The following is an 18,586-nucleotide window of genomic DNA, read 5'->3' as shown; positions in this document are numbered from 1 at the left end:
AGATGCACTGTATTTGAATCTAAATAAAAGAATAATAGAATAGGAGATCATATATATGAAGTTAGCGGTTACATATGCCGGAGGCGACATTTTTCAGCATTTTGGAAAAACTGAAGAGTTTAAGATCTATGAGATCGAGGATGATAAAGTAGTAGCCAGCACAGTTATTGGCAATGAGGGACTTGGACATGAGTCTCTTGCAGGACTTCTTGCTGAGCAGAAGGTAGAGAAGCTTATCTGCGGAGGACTTGGACAGGGAGCACTTGATGCACTTACAAGCGCTGGAATCGAAGTTATATCCGGCGCAGAAGGCGATGCAGATGCTGCTGTATACGCATATCTTAACGGAGAGCTTGAATCTAAGGGCGTTAACTGTGATCATCACCATGAAGAGGGAGAAGAGCACAGCTGTGGTCATCATGAAGACGAAGCAAGCGGCGAAGAGTCTGGTTGCGGCGGATGTGGCAGTGATGAAGGCTGCGGCGGATGCGGCGACGAAGAAGAGGGCTGCGGAGGATGTGGCAGCAGTGAAGGCGGCTGTGGTGGCTGCGGCGGTTGCGGTGGCCCAAGACCTGTTATCTTCGAGGGACCTAATGCCGGCAAGAAGGTAAGCGTTCATTATAAAGGAACACTTGATGACGGAACACAGTTCGATTCATCTTATGACAGAGGTCAGACACTTGATTTCATCTGCGGTACAGGTATGATGATCGAGGGATTTGATAAGGCTGTAGTTAATATGGAAGTAGGCCAGAGTGTTAATGTACATCTTGAGCCTGAAGAAGCTTACGGAGTTCGTGATGCTTCCAACATCTTTACACTCAATATCACAGAACTTCCGGGATCTGAGAATCTTAACATAGGACAGAAGGTATTCCTTCAGGATCCTGCAGGCAGAGCATTCCCTGTAGTTGTTAAGGCCAAGGATGAAGAGACTATCACTCTTGACGCCAACCACGAACTTGCAGGCAAGGCACTTAATTTCCAGATCGAACTTGTAAGTATTGAGGACTGATAAGTCAATTATATTTAATGACATCTACCTCATTTTTATATGAAAAAAGGATTTAGGTTATAAGAACTTAAATCCTTTTTTTGTGCCTAATAATAACTCACTTACGACAACGATCAAAATATGAAAAAAATTTTCATATGTCAATGTCATAGGGCAGATAGTACCGGATGAACCTAAAATACCTTCCGTATATCAAAAACGGGATGGGATTTGTGATCGAAGAAGCCTGAGTGAAAGGTGTAAAAAAGAGTCCTAGGGTATATTTATTAGGGCTCTTTTTCACGCTTCTATGTGGTCGTTTAGCCTTTCATCATACCTCTTAAGCTGTCCATTTTCGTTACTTCTTAATGCTGTTATGCGGTCGTTTAGCTTTTACTCATACCCTCACAATAAGAACACCTTTACTACCAAGTACTCCAGTCCCATCTTTATCAGAACCATCCCATTTGCGTGTAAATAAGACTTCAGATCCTGCTGATATAGGTATAGTTACATCATCTTCTTCGCAGTTAAGATATACTGCAATAGTCCCTGATTCATCAAGTTTAAGATAAGAGATAACGCGTTTTTCCTTGATATCATTGGGGAAGTGGAAGTTCCTGCTCTTGCAGGCAGGGGTACTCTTCCTCATAGCAATAAGAGCTTTCATAGTGCTTAGCTCTGCGTCTCTAAGACCGCTATCTATCTGATCCCAAGGCATACATCTGCGGCAGTCGGGATCGAATCCGCCTTCCATTGCAACCTCGGTGCCATAGTAGATGCATGGACTTCCCGGCATTGTAAACAGAATCGCCAGTTGCTGATAGAATACATCTATATCGCCGTGCACCTTATCAAGGAGTCTGTTAGTATCATGCGAGTCCAGAAGATTAAAAAGTACGTCATTGACCTGTGAATAGTACATGGTAAAGCATCTGTTGATGTCATATTCAAAGCTGCGTTTATCCCTATCCTTATAGATCCAGAAATCTGATATGGCACTGGCAAGGGGATAGTTCATAACTGCATCGTACTCATCTCCGCGAAGCCAGTTTACAGAATCATGCCAGATCTCGCCAAGAAGGTAGAAGTCATCTTTCATGCGCTTAGTCATGTATCGTACAGCTCTTAAAAAAGAGTGCGATACCTCATTGCCCACATCAAATCTAAGACCGTCTATATCAAATGTATCAATCCAGAATCTTATGATATCAAGAAGATAGTCTACAACTTCGGGATTGCTGGTGTTGAGCTTTGGCATATGCTCTGCAAAGGCAAAAGAATAAAAACGGCCATCTCTTGTATCGCGTCCGGTCTCAACAGGCCACTTATTAACCATATACCAGCTGGCATATCTGGACTTTTCTCCATTTTCAAGGACATCTATCCACATCGGATGGTCCGATCCTGTATGATTAAAAACTGCATCCAGCATGACACGGATACCAGCAGCATGCGCCTCATCAACAAGTGCTCTAAGGTCATCATTGGTACCAAAGTGACTATCGACTTTCTTATAGTCCCTGGTATTATATTTATGATTTGATTTTGATTCAAATACCGGATTTAAATATATTCCGGTGATTCCAAGGTCTTTAAGATAAGGAATCTTGTCACGGATGCCCTTTATATCGCCGCCGTAGAAGTCTCTAAATCCTGTCTCTTTGTATTCCCAGTCAAGTACGTCATCAGGATCTAAAGAGTGATCACCGTTACAAAATCTCTCTGGGAATATCTGATACCATACAGTATCATTGACCCAGGAAGGAGTAACAAATACATCACACGGATTCATCCACGGCATTATGAAATAGGAGAGAGCCTTGCCATCCTGATTCATTTCATCTTCAGTATAGAAGCCGTCTTCGAAATAGTACATGCACTCATCGCCGCAGTGTAGCTCGAAGTAGTATTTACATCTCTTATATTCCGGGAAAAGAGTTGTAGTCCACCATATATGATCTTTGAGACTTTTCTTAAAGCAGATCTCTTCACGTCTGCCGCTCCATCTCTCACATCCGCCCATAATACCGGCTTCATAGGGATCACCATGGATAATATAGACATGGTCGATGTCATAGCCGGTCTTAATATTTATAACAAGGCTGTCTGTATCGAGGCAGTAACAGTACTGATCTGATGTACGGTGATATATTGCTCCTAAATTCATGTTGATTCTCCTAATATAAGTATTGCTTATAACAGATACGTGTTTCTGGGAAAAATAATCCGTTATCAAAAAGACACATAAAAACATGCATCACGGAAAACGTTTTCCTTAAAAGCAATATACACTACTCTGTAAATAAAATCAACCAGAACTTTTTAACATCCATATATATGCAGCAACAGGTAGCCGCAAAGAGTCCTAAGGGTCTTATTTTTTGTGGGAGTATTCTTCTATGAGCAGCTTTTTTATAGGAGGAATGCATTTCATCCCATATTTTTGTCAATTCGTCGCAAAAGTCACACAAGCCTTATTTAAGCTGATATTATGGCTTTCGTGCCTGGGATGATATGAATAATTCCGGCATTAAACTATTTTTTTCGTTCTAGGGAGGAAAGTATGAGTAAAAGAACATCAATTCTAAAAAAACTTATGATCATTACAACAGTAATGACAATGACCCTTGGGGGATCAATGACAGCATTTGCTGCCGAAGGCGGAGTATGCACATGTGACGAACAGGCTACAGTTGTAGTAACCGTTGATGAGCAGGCAGCTACAGAAAATGAAAAGGAAATACTTGGTAATCCTGATGAGCAGCAGACAGAATCAGAGACAGCTATATATGAGGAATATACTAAATCTGATATGGATGAATTTGCAAAAGAGACAGCAGAGGAAATCGAAATGGGAGAGCGCTATGTAGATCCCGAAAATCAGAAGCTGGCTACAGAGTATGCTGATGACAGAGAAGAAGGAGAAGCACCAATAGATCCTTTGGCAGAAGGGAATGCTCATATAACAATCACCGATTCTTCACTTGAAGATGAAGATGTTCTTCAGGGAAGAACAGAGATAATAGCTAATACTACAGACAATAGAATTCCGCTTGAAGCTGATGAGGAATCAGCTGAGGCTACTATATATTTTGTATCTTTAAATTCTACTAATACAGAAGTTCTTGATGGTAAGAATATTGAAGCGGCTGTTACAGTTCCTGTAGCTACTGACTGTGACGATCCTGCAAACGCAGTTGCATATGTTGATCCTCAGCTTGGTACATTCGATGCTATTGATAAAGTAGCTTTGAAATACGATGCTGAGCATGGAACATGGACAATTAATATTACACTCAAAAGTTCATATTCTTATAAAACTATAGATGGCACAGATTATCCTGTATCTTATTACAACTATGGTACAATTTATCTGGTAAAATACGATGCAGTTAAAAAAGAAGTAGTAGTTGAGCCAGTTCAGCCTGGTGTTGAGCCTTCTTCTAACGAGAATGAAACAGTTCTTGCAGTAGTAGATGCAAGCGGCGTACAATCTTCAACAGAGGTATCTACAGTAGCACCTGTTAATGATTACTATAAGTTCAACCTTAACGCTGCAAAGGCTATCAGGGAGGCAGCTTATGGTGCAACAGTAGACATTGATGCAGGTGAGTATGTAAGCTTTGCAGATTTCGTCATCGAAGAGATTGATAAGCGACCTGATCTTACAATCAATGTTAACTATATCGATGCGAAGAATGGTCACTCAAAAGAGCAGATCGTAATCCCTGCAAGACAGGTAGCATCTGATGGAACAGTACTCGGCGAATCAAGAATAGAAGAACCTGAAACCAAGTATTATGGCTTTAGGTTTGTTGATACTAAAGTTAATGCATAATTAGCTTAGGTATTAGAGTGATAAATTGAATTGATTTAAGTCAGAAGATATGCTATACAATCTTTTTTGCTAACGACTGATAGCATATGCACTTTTTGAACTTCCCAATAGCTTTGTTAAAAGAAGAATGGATATAATCCCCGGTAAGACAATGCAAGGGTCTATGAAGTTTTAGTAAAATATAAAAATGTCCTTTTCAAATATCCGGCGCTTTGGAGGTGTTGGTAAAGCGCTCAGATATTTATAGTAAACTACTTAAGAAAAGGACATTTTTTTATGTGGATAATTATAGTACCGGTATAGAATTACATGCTGGTATATCCGCCGTCAACAGGAAGTGCTATGCCGGTTACATAGCTTGCAGCAGGAGATGCCAGGAAGCAGGCAGCAGCATCAAGCTCGCCTTCTACACCGTATCGTTCCATAGGAATTGCTGATTTTGCATATTCCTTGAAGAAATCAGAATCCAAGGTTTCTTGGGTAAGTGGTGTGTAGAAATAGCCTGGGCATATGGAATTGACTGTAATGCCGTGCTTGCCCCATTCACATGCAAGAGCTCTTGTAAGATTGACAACGCCGCCCTTTGCTGCATGATATGGTGAAGAAGGAGCAATTTTGTTGCCCACAAGTCCGTACATGGATGCGATATTAATGATCCTTCCAAAGCCGGCAGGGATCATAGCCTTCTTGGCAACAGCTCTTGCAACCTTAAAGGTTCCAAAGAGGTCTATATTAAGCTCATTGGAGAACTGCTCGTCGGTGATATCTTCAGCAGGTGCTACAGCGCCTGTTCCTGCATTGTTGATAAGAATATCTATCTTGCCAAAGTGCTCTAAAACCTTGTCTACAGCATCTTCAACCATTTTGGTATCTGTTATATCACATCTTACAGCCAGAGTATCAACCCCATATTGTTCGTGAATCTCCTTAGCTACTTGATCGATAAGTTCCTGCCTTCTTGCAAGCGCTACGATACTGGCACCTTGACGGGCAAGCGCCTTGGCCATCTGTACTCCAAGTCCTGTGGAGCAGCCTGTTACAAGTGCTACTCTACCTGTAAGATCGAAAATATTGTTGTTATTGTTGTTCATAAAATCACGTCCTTCCTTATTTTTTTATGGGATATAGAAATACATCCCTGTATTTCTGGACATATCCTGTTTACATCGTGTAAACGGATATAGAAATACATCCCTGTATTTCTTAACATATCCTGTTTACATCCTGTAAACGGATATAGAAATACATCCTATAAATCCTTTGTTTGACTAATCTGCATGATCAATTTGTGGAATGGTTGCGTGCAATCAATTAATTACAATATATCACTGTAATGAATTGTATGCAATATATATTTTTAGTAAACAAAACTTAAACTGTCCCCTTATAAAAATATAAATTTTGCAATATTATATTGACACCAAAGTAATTATATGAGATTATATGCAAGTTAGTTCTGGCTAACTAAAGAAAGCATAACATATTTTCACACGAGGAGTGAAAGTTCCATAATAACAGATCCCGAAACAGGAGATCCTTACGTCATCCCAAGAAGTAAAGCCAGCTAAAAGACTCAAACGTCTCGTATAGGGCAGTACAGTATATTCAAAGGCCATGCAGGGGGTACGTGAACCACGGGCGGGCAGAATATAGATAATTGCCACGCATTAACCATTTTATAAATTCATGGCATGATAGCTGGAGCTTTTTATTCTAGGGTCCAAACTCGCTTCGCTCAGACATGTGGACCCTTGGCAGAATAAAAAACTCCATCTATCAAGCTCATGAATTATATAAAATTGTTAAAATGCGTGGCAATTATCTATATTCTGCCCGCCCGTGGTTCACGTACCCCTGCATAACCTTTGAATATACTGTACTGCTATGGAGGGAAGATATAATAAAAAAGTTCTAAATAGTAAGTTAAGAGCAATAATCGAGGGGATTTGCCTGGCGTATAGCTGTTATACTAATTCTATATTCAAACTTCGCACTTGCCAAACATACGCCACCCTCTGAGGCAGAGCCGATGCGGCCCGTTTATAATACATTTTCGTATCTTTTGAAGGTGTTATTAAATTCAGGAGCGAGATATCTGGATCTTTATATTCTTCTTAGGGTTCACCTGTCTGAGCGAAGCGAGTTTGGACCCTAGAATATAAAGATCCAGATATCTTGCCCGGTTACAGGATGTAACTAGACATGTATAGAAATACATGGATGTATTTCTATGTCCTTGAATTATAACACCTTCAAGATACGAAAATGTATTATAAACGGGCCGCATCGGCTCTGCCTCAGAGGGTGGCGTATGTTTGGCAAGTGCGAAGTTTGAGTTCTATACTTAATGAATAATTGCAAGAAAGGATAGGAGCAAAAATATGGGGAACTGGGGAGACGATGTTGATTATGAAGCAATGTCCATAAAGGATCATAAGGGACGTTTTACCATCAATTTTAAGAAGATATTTATGGACGTAGATGAGATAGCGCTTAAGACGCTTGAGATTACAGACAAGCATCCCAAGGATTCACTGCTCAAACTGTGGGCAGGTACGATGACTGGGATGTTTATTTTCTTTCTTTTTTCGTTTCAGATATTATATTTGGTTACTACGCCGTTTCTGGCATTTTATCTTATTGCACTTTTCAGGATTGCTGGGTGCTGGAAAAGCTTTGGATACAGCGCTGTTAAGTTCTGGGGTATGAGTGTATGCACGATTGCTTGTATGTTTGCATTGTCAAGAGGCGCATTGTTCTTGGTTGACAAGATGATATAACAGTCTCTGATCAGTATAATAAAACAACCCAAGTCTATGCGACCTGGGTTGTTATTATTATATAGTCTTGGTTGTCCATTCAGCGCAGTTCCAAACCTGCGTTGCAAAGGATTTATAGAAGTCCGGTTCGTGGCATACCATAAGGATGCTGCCGGGATATTCTTTGAGGGCGCGTCTTAGCTCGTCTTTGGCATCGACATCCAGATGGTTTGTAGGCTCGTCCAGTACCAGAAGGTTTGATGGATGGTTTATGAGCTTGCAAAGTCTGACCTTGGCCTGCTCGCCTCCTGATAATACCTTGACTTTACTTTCGATATGGTCTGATGTAAGGCCACACTTGGCAAGGGCGGAACGTACCTCGTACTGATTGAATCCGGGGAATTCGTTCCATATCTCTTCAAGGCAGGTAGTCTGGATATTAGGATCTGTCTCCTGCTCGAAATATCCAATCTCAAGATAGTCTCCAAGTTCTACAGTTCCCTGCAGAGGCTTGATTATACCAAGTATACTCTTTAGAAGAGTTGACTTACCGATACCATTGGCACCTGTCAGTACTATCTTGCCGCCTCTTTCCATTTCAAGATTTAGCTCTTTGGAAAGTGGTGAATCATATCCTATGATAAGATTCTTGGCTTTAAAGAGGTACTTACCGGGAGTTCTTGCGGTAAGGAAGTTAAATTCTGGCTTTGGTTTTTCGGCAGTTTTCTGGATAAGCTCCATCTTATCAAGCTTCTTCTGCCTTGACATAGCCATGTTTCTTGTGGATACGCGGGCTTTATTCCTTGCAACGAAGTCTTTGAGCTGGGCTATCTCTTGCTGCTGTCTCTTGTATGCAGCCTCATTCTGAGCTTTCTGCATCTCATATACTTCCTGGAAGTGGTCATAGTCACCTACATATCTGGAAAGTTTGCAACCTTCCATGTGATAGATGATATTGATGACACTGTTAAGGAATGGAATATCATGAGATATAAGGATAAAAGCATTCTCGTATTCCTGAAGATAGCGCTGAAGCCAGTTGATATGCTCAACATCCAGATAGTTGGTAGGCTCGTCCAGAAGCAGGATATCAGGCTTCTCCAAAAGAAGCTTACCAAGGAGAACCTTTGTTCTCTGACCTCCTGAAAGCTCTGTAACATCCTTATCAAGGCCAAGATCCAGAAGACCAAGAGCCCTTGCAACCTCTTCAACCTTGGAATCTATCATATAAAAGTCGTGATTGGTCAGATATTCCTGAAGCATACCGGCTTCATCGAGGTATTCTGTCATTGTGGCTTCGTCAACCTCTGCCATCTTCTCATAAAGCTCAGTAATATGCTGCTCAGTCTGGTAGAGAGGGTCAAAAGCGCTGTGAAGAACGCTTCCAATAGTCATGCCGCTTTCAAGAACCGCATGCTGGTCAAGATATCCGGCCTTAACATTCTTAGACCACTCAACTTTACCTTCATCAGGCTGGAGTGATCCTGTAATGATATTCATGAAGGTTGACTTACCCTCACCATTAGCTCCAACAAGGCCTATATGCTCGCCCTTAAGGAGCCTAAAAGATACATCTTCAAAAATCGCTCTGTCACCAAAACCATGTGACAAGTGTTCAACATTTAAAATACTCATTATAATCCTCAAATCTTTTATTAAAAAACTGCTTGTTTATAATATCGGAATTGTGAATATTATGCAAGAATATTGTGACTAATATATAGGATGGACAAAAAACAAAAACATAGTTAAGATGCGGCATGTAAAAGAATATGATAGAGAGCCGGGAGATAACACATTTTATGGCAGGCCTCTTTAGAATGTGGTAAAATTTGGATATGACAAACGCAGAAGAGATGTTTATGAAAGGCAACTTAAAAGAGGCTTTTAATATATTTCTTTCTCTGGCGCAGCAAGGTGATGGGAGAGCGATGTACTTTCTTGCGCTCTATTATGCCCTGGGCCTTGGCGATATCGATTTTCCGGATGATGTCCTGGCAGGTAAGCTGCTTTCTAAAGGAGCCGAAGCCGGAGATTTACTTGCAAGGCTCAATACAGCATACTTTTTCGATCCACAGTCCCACGAATTTACAGCAACTATAAAGGAACTCTTTGATAGTATCAAGGCACTTGCGGATTCCGGAGATATTTATGCACAAAATGAAATGGCAGATCTGTATATGAACGGTTGGGGCACCGCCAAAGATTTGGAGAAGGGATTATCTCTCTTAAAAGGCTGTTCTGAAAAGGGATTATGGCTTTCTTCCTACAGACTGGCCCAGTACTATGATAGCCTTGAAACAGAAGAAGGCCAGAAAGAAAGTATGTTCTGGCTCCATAAAGCAGCAGATCAAGGCTGCGAGAAAGCTGGAGTAGTCATAAAGGTTATGGAGCTACTTGAAGATTAAATTTAACTATAAAGATTTATATTATCAAAATCTTTCCACTTGTAAAGCTCAGCCCCATGCAATCGCCTCTGCCAGGGGCTGAGCTTTACAAGTGAAAAAACGATAACGAAATACTAAGGGGAGCTTTGGGGGAGTTTTACATGATCAGCGTATTTTTGGTAGAAGATGAAATTGTTATGAGGGAGGGCATAAGGAGCAACATTGACTGGTCTGCCGAGGGCTATAAGTTCGTCGGAGAAGCAGGTGATGGAGAGCTTGCATATCCCATGATAAGGGATCTAAAGCCCGACATAGTCATAACAGATATAAGGATGCCTTTTATGGACGGCCTGGAACTTAGCCGCCTTATCAAAAAGGAATTGCCCTCTACAAGGATCATAATCTTAAGCGGTTATGATGACTTTCAATATGCTCGTGAAGCGATCAGCATAGGTGTTACAGATTACCTTCTAAAGCCTATTTCAGGCGCCCAGCTTCTTGAAGCCATCGGCAAGGTTTCTGATGGTATAAAAGCTGAGCAGGATCAGCTCAGATTTATGGAAAGGTATAAAAAAGAACGTGAAGAAAACCGCATCCTTGAAAAGCGTGTACTTTTCAGGCAGCTTGTTGCGGGAGCTCTTTCTATGCCTGAAATCCTGAATAAGGGCAAGGCACTTGGCATAAATCTTGCTGCCGGAGCTTATGGCATCGTTATGTTCCAGATCAAAGTAAGTGATGAAAGCAGAGGCGAAGGGCAGATAACAGAAAGTTATAGTGAAAGCATCGAGAAGATCACTTCTGTTATCAGGGATAAGTACAATTCCAAAGAAGGCATACAGGTTTATGAGCAGCTTGGCGGAGTTTTTGTATTTCTTGTCCTTGGAAGAGATAGGCAAGAGACAGCTGATAGTATGGATGGACTTCTAGGAGACCTTGAGGATATGATGTCTGATAAGTTGGGGATCAACTATTATGCCGGCACAGGCTGTGTTGTAGACAGAATCAGAGAAGTGGGCAGAAGCTATGAGTCTGCAAGTAAAGCCTTCGCTCATAGATTCCTGTATGATTCCAGCAGGGTCTTTGACGGCCACCGTAATACAGATCAGGCTGCAGAGTCTGCCCCTATAAATATGGATGAAATAGATATAGGCAAGCTTGACAGACGCATTGTCACAAGCTTTCTAAACAATGGAAGCAGTGAAGAACTTCTGCATTTTGTAGAAGACTTTGTTGACAATACAGGAAAAGGCAACTTTCAATCACTTATATTCAGACAGTATATAAGTGTGGATCTGTATTTTACAGTGGTTTCATTCCTTGAATCTATAGGCTATTCAAGAGAAGAGATAACAGAAAAGCTTGGCAATATCGGTGATGGGCAGTCTTCACAGGGAGATACCGATAAGACCAAAGACTATATACACGATATACTCTCTAAAGCCTTGGAAATGAGAGATAAAGTCTGTGATTCAAGATACAGTTCGTTGATAAACAGCGCAAGAAGCTATATCTATGATCATTACAGCGACGAGGATATATCGCTTAATCAGGTAGCTGCCAGCGTCAATATAAGTCCCAACCACTTCAGCTCTGTCTTTAAGAAAGAAACCGGAGAAACCTTCATAGAATTTCTCACAAGAGTCCGAATGGACAAAGCCAAAGAACTCCTTGAAACCACAGATCTGAAAGCGCAGGAGATCGGCTACAAAATTGGCTATAGAGACCCGCACTATTTCAGTTATATCTTTAAGAAGACGCAGAACATCACCCCCAGACAGTATCGGGATAAAGTATAATAAACTACAAATGATATAGAGGCACATATGGCTAAAGATCAGAAGGCGAATATAATCAGTGGTCTTTCTGTGGGCAAAAAGCTGACTGTTATGGTTATGGTCATGCTGATCCCCTTTACATTGATCACTGTATTCTTATTATATAATCTCTATCGATTTGGTAATTCTTATAATCTTGTCGTATCCAATGTTGCGATTGCCAATCAGTACAACCTTGAATTCAGGGAAAAGTACGATGCGGTTCTCTACCAGATGGTAGCAAGATCAATTACCAAAGACCATATAAATGAAGAACTCGGACTGATCAACCCGGATGATATGACAAGCAGTGTCAGACAGAGTTTTGATAGCCTCCTGACATGTTCAACCTCTCCCAATGCCAGAAAAATAGCGGAAAGTGTCCTTAAACTCCTATCCACACTAGATGACAGGTGTAATGATATCAATAACAATATAATCGAAGGCGGATCATATGATGTCAATATGAGCGCTCTTGATAATGATATCCGCGTAATCACTGAGCTTATACAAGAAAGAATCTCCGAATACATCTATTATGAAGCAGGCAGCATGGAAGTTATAAGGGCTGCAATGGATGCTGAGCGTATCAGAGTGATACGCTTTATCGGTATGTTCTTTATTATCTTTTTCATATTTGTACTTCTATTAGTAATATATCTGTCCTCAGCTATAACTCATGAAGTCGACATACTGGTCGGCGAAGTCAAGAGCGAGCAGATCAATTCAAGGAATCTCGAATTAAAGCTCCTTCAGTCCCAGATCAATCCGCATTTTTTGTACAACACTTTGGACAATATAGTATGGCTGTCTGAGGGCGGTCGCAAGGACGATGTAACAGGTATAGTTACGTCTCTTTCAAGGTTCTTTAGGACTACTTTGTCCGGAGGACTTGATTATATAACTATCAGGCAGGAGATATCACACATAGAGTCGTACCTGCAGATCCAGAGATTCAGATATCGTGACATATTGAACTATGAAATTGATATACCGCAGGAGTTTCTTGAATACAGGATCATCAAGATGACACTTCAGCCTGTAGTTGAGAATGCGCTGTATCATGGGATCAAAAATAAACGCGGCGGCGGAACTATCAGGATATCCATGCACTATCACGACAGCGATCTTGAGATAGATGTAGAAGATGATGGTAAGGGTATGAGCCCGGAAGACACCCTCCATCTTCAGCGTCTTGCAGACGGCCTTGAGAAAGCGAGAGAGGATAATGCAGGCTTTGGAATGGCCAATGTCGGCGAACGTATGCGCCTTAACTATGGTGATAAATATGGCCTGAAGATTGAAAGCGAATATGGCAAAGGAACTATAGTAAAAATATTGTTCCCTAAGGAAGCGCAATAATGCGAAATTCACGACTTTCAGATGGATCTGATGACATCTGTCATAATAAAAAATCAAAATTTTTTCCGTAAAAAAACAAACTTTTTTAAAAGTTAATAAAAAATATAACTAAAAAGCGAAAATAATGTATCGAAACCTCGCCCTCCATACAATACAATTGGTAACAGTTACAGACCAACAATTATCAGATCCCTATTCAAGATAAAAGAAAATGCGCTTATCAGATGGCATTTTTTCTTTTCCCTGATAGGGTCCAAAGGAGGGTTCAAATGAAAAAGAGAGTACTTGGAGCATTAATGTCTTCTGCAATGGTTGTAAGTCTTCTGGCAGGCTGTTCATCAGGCACTGCAGAAACTACACAAGAGCCTGCAGGTGACGCTGGTCAGGAAGAAGCTGCTGATAACAGTACTGATACAGCGACTGATGTAGAAGAGGCTGAGAAGGAAGTAGCTGAAAATACCGAGGCTTCAGATGGGGAACTGATCAATATCGGTTTTGCACAGGTTGGACATGAGTCTGACTGGCGTACAGCTTCTACCAAATCCTGCCAGGATGTATTCTCAGAAGCTAATGGCTATAACCTGAGCTTTGTAGACTGCGATAACGATTCTGCAGCTCAGCTTGAAGCAGTTAGATCTTTCATCGAGCAGGACGTTGATTACATTATCATCGATCCTATCGTATCTACAGGTTGGGATACAGTCCTTACAGAATGTGAAGATGCAGGAATCCCTGTAATCGTAATCGACCGTACAATTGATGATTCTGACAAGTATGCAGCATGGGTTGGATCTGACTTCAAGCAGGAAGGTCTTGCAGCTGGTGAGTGGCTCAAAGCATACGCAGATGCTAACGGTATCTCAGAGATCAACGCACTCGTTATCTCCGGTACAACAGGCGCATCCGCACAGATCGGACGTTCTGACGGATTCAAGGAAGTTGCTGACAAGTATGGATGGACAATCCTTGATGAGCAGACAGGTGACTTCACAGAAGACGGCGGACAGGAAGTTATGGAATCATACTGCAAGAGCTACGAAGGCAAGTTCAACGTAGTTGTATGCCAGAATGATAACGAAGCATTCGGTGCTATGACAGCTATGGACAATGCAGGTGTTACATATGGTCCTGACGGCGATGTAATCCTTATCTCTTTTGACGCATGTACAGCAGGTCTTGAGGAAGTTAAGGCTCGTAAGATCACAGCAGATTTCGAGTGTAACCCTCTTGCAGCTCCTACAGTAGAAGAAGTTATCCAGACTCTTAAAAACGGCGGAACACCTGAAGCAGAAGTTTACATGCCTGAGCACTGGTATGCACTTCCTGATGCTATCGTTGAGTTCTCAATTAACGGCGAAGCTCAGGAGATGACAGAAGTTACAGATGCTGTTATCGAAGCTCAGTATTAATTAAAAAAAACGGAATATTTTTTCCACATATAGTTTATTAAAAGATTAAGAAATCCTTTTAAAAGAATACATACTAATAATGGCCAGGATCTTGTCGGGTCCTGGCCATTGTTACAAAAAGATGTTTATGATCAAGGGAGGCGCGAATGGAAGAAAGTGTTGTTCTGACAGCCAGAGGAATCAGTATGACTTTCCCCGGTGTCAAGGCTCTCGAAGACGTAGATTTCACTCTTCGAAAGGGAGAGATTCACGCGCTGATGGGAGAGAACGGAGCCGGCAAGTCTACGCTTATCAAATGCCTTACAGGTATCAATGACTTTGAAGCTGGTGAGATACATATAGACGGGATACAAGGACCGGTACGTAATCATTCTACAAAAGATGCACAAGAAGTAGGTATATCAACTGTATACCAGGAAGTTAATCTCTGCCCCAATCTTTCTGTAGCAGAGAATCTTTTTATTGGAAGAGAACCACTTACCAAATTGCATACTGTCGACAGACGTTCCTATTACAAAAGAGCTGCAATGCTCATGGATGACCTTGGAATAGCTGTTGATGTAACTCAGAACCTGGAAAACTACTCGCTGGCAATTCAGCAGATGGTCGCTATAGCAAGAGCTGTCGATATGGAATGTAAGGTTCTCATCCTCGATGAGCCTACATCATCTCTTGACGATGAAGAGGTTGAGAAGCTCTTTGGCCTTATGAGAATGCTGAAAAATAAAGGCGTTGGAATTATATTCGTAACTCATTTTTTAGAGCAGGTATATGCTGTCTGTGACAGGATCACAGTTCTTAGAAACGGAAGACTTGTTGGTGAGTACAAAGTTGAAGATCTGCCAAGACTTAAGCTTGTAGCTGCTATGATGGGCAAGGATTTCGATGATCTTGCCAAGATCAAATCAGATACATCCAAAAAGATAAATGACGAAGTTGTTATAAGTGCAAGAGGGCTTAGTCATATCGGTACCGTTAAGCCATTTGACCTTGATGTTCACAAGGGCGAAGTCGTAGGAGTTGGGGGACTTCTGGGTTCTGGCCGTAGTGAGCTTGTAAGGACCATATACGGAGCTGATAAGGCCAATACCGGAACACTTAAAGTTAAGGGGCAGGAAGTTAAGATAGCTCAGCCTATAGATGCTATGAATAAGGGAATGGGACTTCTTCCTGATGACAGAAAAGCAGAAGGTATCATAGCTGATATGTCTGTCAAAGACAATATCATCCTTGCGCTGCAGGCCAAGAACGGAATGTTTAAGCTTCTGTCAGCTTCTGAGCAAAATGCGATAGCAGATAAGTATATCGATATCCTGTCTATCAAGACTCCAAGCAGGGATACACTTGTCAAGCAGCTCTCAGGTGGTAATCAGCAGAAAGTCATACTTGCCAGATGGCTTGCGACAGATCCTGATTTTCTGATCCTGGACGAGCCTACAAGAGGTATTGATGTAGGAACCAAGACAGAGATCCAGAAGCTTGTGCTTAAGCTTGCAGAAGAGGGCAAGAGCATCATGTTCATATCATCTGAGATATCAGAGATGATAAGGACCTGTAGTCGTATGGTCATCATGAGAGACGGGGCCAAAGTCGGGGAGATAGACGATGATCTGACCGAAGATCACGTTATGAAAGTCATTGCGGGAGGTAAGGAAAATGAGTAATGAGAAAAAAAGCAAAGATTCATTCTTTGCAAAAGTAAGGCGATCACCTCTTTTTCTTCCTATAGTCGCACTTATACTGGTAATGGCTGTTAATATAATCCATGACGCAGCTGTTGGTTCTAATCCGTTGGGATTTTTTGTAATAAAGCTTCAGAATACGACCAGTAACGGAACGATTCTGTATGGTCGAATTATCGATATTCTAAACAGGGGAAGCGAAGCTGCAATACTGGCACTAGGGATGACGCTGGTTGTGTCCAGCTCGGCGGGAACTGATATATCGGTAGGTTCTGTAATGAGTCTTTCAGCATCATTTTGCTGTATGCTCCTTGCAGGCTACGGCGTATCATCTACCACCGAGCTTGCAGTTCCGCTCTTTGTGGGAATCCTTGGCGGTCTTTTGATGGGATGCGTATGCGGATGCTTCAACGGCTTCCTTGTAGCTTACCTTCATATACAGCCGATGGTTGCGACGCTTATCCTGTATTCTGCTGCAAGAGCTATAGGACTACTTCTATGTAACGACCTTATCGTTTATATAAGAAATGGTTCTTATGGTATATTCGGAAGTTTTCTTGGTCCGATTCCTACACCGGTTATTATTACAGCTGTATGTGTATGTATCCTGGCTATAGTCCTTAAGAAAACAGCCCTTGGTCTTTATATTCAGTCTGTTGGTATTAATTCAAAGGCAAGCCGCATAGCAGGACTTAATTCAAGACGTATCATCTTCCTTACATATGTTATCTGCGGCCTTTTTGCAGGAATTGCAGGAATCGTGAATTCATCCAGGATCACTTCTGCGGACTCCAATAACATAGGCTTGTATCTCGAGATGGATGCAATCCTTGCAGTTGCACTTGGCGGCAACTCTCTTGGAGGCGGTAAGTTCTCACTGGCAGGTTCTATAGTAGGTGCATATACGATCCAGGCTATAACTACAACCCTGTATGCTCTGGGCGTATCAACAGATCAGGCTCCTGTATTTAAGGCAATCATCGTTATCATAATAGTTGCAATCCAGTCACCACCTATCAAAGCATATCTTAGAAAAAGAAATGCAGCAAAGGAGGTGGCTAGAGTATGAGCAAGCAGACAGAAAGTAAAAAGAAGACACTAAACAGCCATACCATCCTACTGATAATAACAATAATACTATTTATAGTATTGTATGCAGGCGGCTGCATAGCATATGGAAGTAAAGGTTTTACCCATCTTCAGACTTTTTTGAATATCCTTATTACTAATGCAGGACTTATCTGCGTAGCATGCGGGCTTACCTGTGTCATGCTGACAGCTGGAATTGATATTTCAGTCGGCGGCCTTATCGCTATGGACTGTATGCTCCTTGCAACAGGTATGCGCAATGGAATCGGAGCATTCCCCATGATAGTTCTGGTACTTGTGATAGGACTTATATTTGGCGCGGTTCAGGGATATCTGATAGGATACCTTGAGATACAGCCATTTATAGTAACTATGGCCGGTATGTTTTTTACCAGAGGTATGACTGCAGTTATATGTACTGAGCAGGTATCTATAACACAGGATATGAACAAGGCATTCTATGATATAGCCAACATCAAGATCAAGCTCCCCTTTGGCGGATATGTCAATGGTAAAGGAGTGTATATGGCTCCATATGTGAGAGTAGGTGTTATCATAGCTTTGTGCGTATTGATCCTGATATTCCTTATGCTAAGGTATACAAGATTTGGAAGAAGCTTGTACGCAGTAGGCGGCAATGCACAGTCTGCTGCGATGATGGGTCTTAATGTCAAGCTTATCAAGATGAAGACTTATATATTGTCATCATTTTTGTGCTCGATTGGAGGCATATGCTTCTGTCTTAATACTATGTCAGGTTCTGTACAGCAGGCTTTGGGACTTGAGATGGATGCCATATCATCAGCGGTCATAGGTGGAACACTCCTGACAGGAGGTGTTGGCAACGTTATAGGTTCATTCTTCGGAGTACTTATAAATGGAACGATCTCTTCAATAGTTAAGACCAATGGTAAGCTTGCAAGCTCCTGGCCCAATATCCTTACAGCAGCGCTTCTGTTCCTATTCATCGTAATTCAGAGCATAGCTGCAACTCTTAGAACAAGAAAAGCAAAGTAATGATGAACCCCCGGCTATGTGGCCGGGGGTATTGTATCGTAATGGTATAAGTTTGAAAATGTAGCGTTTTAAATCCAAATCGAAGACGTTAGTTCCATCAATTTGAACCATTAGGCACTTGCTTTACTCGCGACTTGAGGGTATCTATGATAAAATAAAATCTGATATATATCAGTATGCAAGATTGTCAAGATTTATATAAAGATGTAGATAGATTCACAGACAAGTGATT

General features: G+C 41.4%; 13 protein-coding genes. 10 read left to right on the top strand and 3 right to left on the bottom strand.

The genetic code is table 11. The annotated features are described in order from the left end of the window. Positions 1 to 55: 55 nt before the first annotated feature. Positions 56 to 1,015 carry an FKBP-type peptidyl-prolyl cis-trans isomerase gene (locus BMX21_RS09120; RefSeq protein ID WP_022756137.1) on the top strand — a complete coding sequence of 320 codons (960 nt, stop codon included), beginning with the start codon at positions 56 to 58 and terminating at the stop codon, positions 1,013 to 1,015. A 376-nt stretch (positions 1,016 to 1,391) separates the two neighbouring features. Here BMX21_RS09120 and BMX21_RS09115 read toward each other — a convergent pair whose 3' ends face one another. Then, positions 1,392 to 3,164, bottom strand: coding sequence for a glycoside hydrolase family 13 protein (locus BMX21_RS09115; protein ID WP_092043600.1), 1,773 nt, complete (start codon positions 3,162 to 3,164; stop codon positions 1,392 to 1,394). Positions 3,165 to 3,560: 396 nt separating this feature from the next. Between BMX21_RS09115 and BMX21_RS09110 the strand changes: the two genes are divergently transcribed. Beyond that, positions 3,561 to 4,835, top strand: a complete 1,275-nt coding sequence (locus BMX21_RS09110) for a hypothetical protein (RefSeq protein WP_092043597.1) — start codon at positions 3,561 to 3,563, stop codon at positions 4,833 to 4,835. A 305-nt stretch (positions 4,836 to 5,140) separates the two neighbouring features. Here BMX21_RS09110 and BMX21_RS09105 read toward each other — a convergent pair whose 3' ends face one another. Further along, positions 5,141 to 5,926, bottom strand: a complete 786-nt coding sequence (locus BMX21_RS09105) for an SDR family NAD(P)-dependent oxidoreductase (protein WP_022756140.1) — start codon at positions 5,924 to 5,926, stop codon at positions 5,141 to 5,143. Between the two features lie 1,290 nt (positions 5,927 to 7,216). Here BMX21_RS09105 and BMX21_RS09100 point away from each other — a divergent pair. Beyond that, the gene (locus BMX21_RS09100; protein ID WP_092043594.1) at positions 7,217 to 7,615 is read left to right on the top strand and encodes a hypothetical protein; all 399 of its coding nucleotides are present in this window, start codon (positions 7,217 to 7,219) and stop codon (positions 7,613 to 7,615) included. A 57-nt stretch (positions 7,616 to 7,672) separates the two neighbouring features. Here the strand turns inward: BMX21_RS09100 and BMX21_RS09095 are convergent, their stop codons facing one another. Next, positions 7,673 to 9,229: an ABC-F family ATP-binding cassette domain-containing protein gene (locus tag BMX21_RS09095; protein ID WP_022757421.1), complete on the bottom strand. Its 1,557-nt coding sequence runs from the start codon at positions 9,227 to 9,229 to the stop codon at positions 7,673 to 7,675. A gap of 227 nt (positions 9,230 to 9,456) precedes the next feature. On the opposite strand from BMX21_RS09095, the gene BMX21_RS09090 reads away from it, so the two are divergent. From BMX21_RS09090 to BMX21_RS09060, 7 genes are all read left to right on the top strand, one after another. Next, positions 9,457 to 10,002, top strand: a complete 546-nt coding sequence (locus BMX21_RS09090) for a tetratricopeptide repeat protein (protein WP_177173984.1) — start codon at positions 9,457 to 9,459, stop codon at positions 10,000 to 10,002. Between the two features lie 140 nt (positions 10,003 to 10,142). Continuing rightward, complete coding sequence (locus tag BMX21_RS09085; protein ID WP_092043588.1) at positions 10,143 to 11,777, top strand: response regulator transcription factor; 1,635 nt, start codon at positions 10,143 to 10,145, stop codon at positions 11,775 to 11,777. Positions 11,778 to 11,804: 27 nt separating this feature from the next. Beyond that, positions 11,805 to 13,157 carry a sensor histidine kinase gene (locus tag BMX21_RS09080; RefSeq protein WP_022757429.1) on the top strand — a complete coding sequence of 451 codons (1,353 nt, stop codon included), beginning with the start codon at positions 11,805 to 11,807 and terminating at the stop codon, positions 13,155 to 13,157. Between the two features lie 269 nt (positions 13,158 to 13,426). Further along, positions 13,427 to 14,566 (top strand): ABC transporter substrate-binding protein, encoded by a 1,140-nt coding sequence (locus tag BMX21_RS09075; RefSeq protein ID WP_022755763.1) that lies wholly within the window; start codon positions 13,427 to 13,429, stop codon positions 14,564 to 14,566. Between the two features lie 146 nt (positions 14,567 to 14,712). Next, positions 14,713 to 16,230 (top strand): sugar ABC transporter ATP-binding protein, encoded by a 1,518-nt coding sequence (locus BMX21_RS09070; protein ID WP_022757431.1) that lies wholly within the window; start codon positions 14,713 to 14,715, stop codon positions 16,228 to 16,230. Further along, entirely contained in the window at positions 16,223 to 17,317 is a 1,095-nt protein-coding gene (locus tag BMX21_RS09065; RefSeq protein WP_092043586.1) for an ABC transporter permease, read from the top strand. Before BMX21_RS09070 ends, BMX21_RS09065 begins: the two co-directional genes overlap by 8 nt. Then, positions 17,314 to 18,354, top strand: a complete 1,041-nt coding sequence (locus BMX21_RS09060) for an ABC transporter permease subunit (RefSeq protein ID WP_027205117.1) — start codon at positions 17,314 to 17,316, stop codon at positions 18,352 to 18,354. Before BMX21_RS09065 ends, BMX21_RS09060 begins: the two co-directional genes overlap by 4 nt. Positions 18,355 to 18,586: the final 232 nt, after the last annotated feature.

Origin of the sequence: Butyrivibrio sp. TB (genome assembly GCF_900110805.1) — a bacterium.
Lineage (GTDB): Bacteria > Bacillota > Clostridia > Lachnospirales > Lachnospiraceae > Butyrivibrio > Butyrivibrio fibrisolvens_C.
This window is presented reverse-complemented; position numbering and strand designations above follow the sequence as displayed.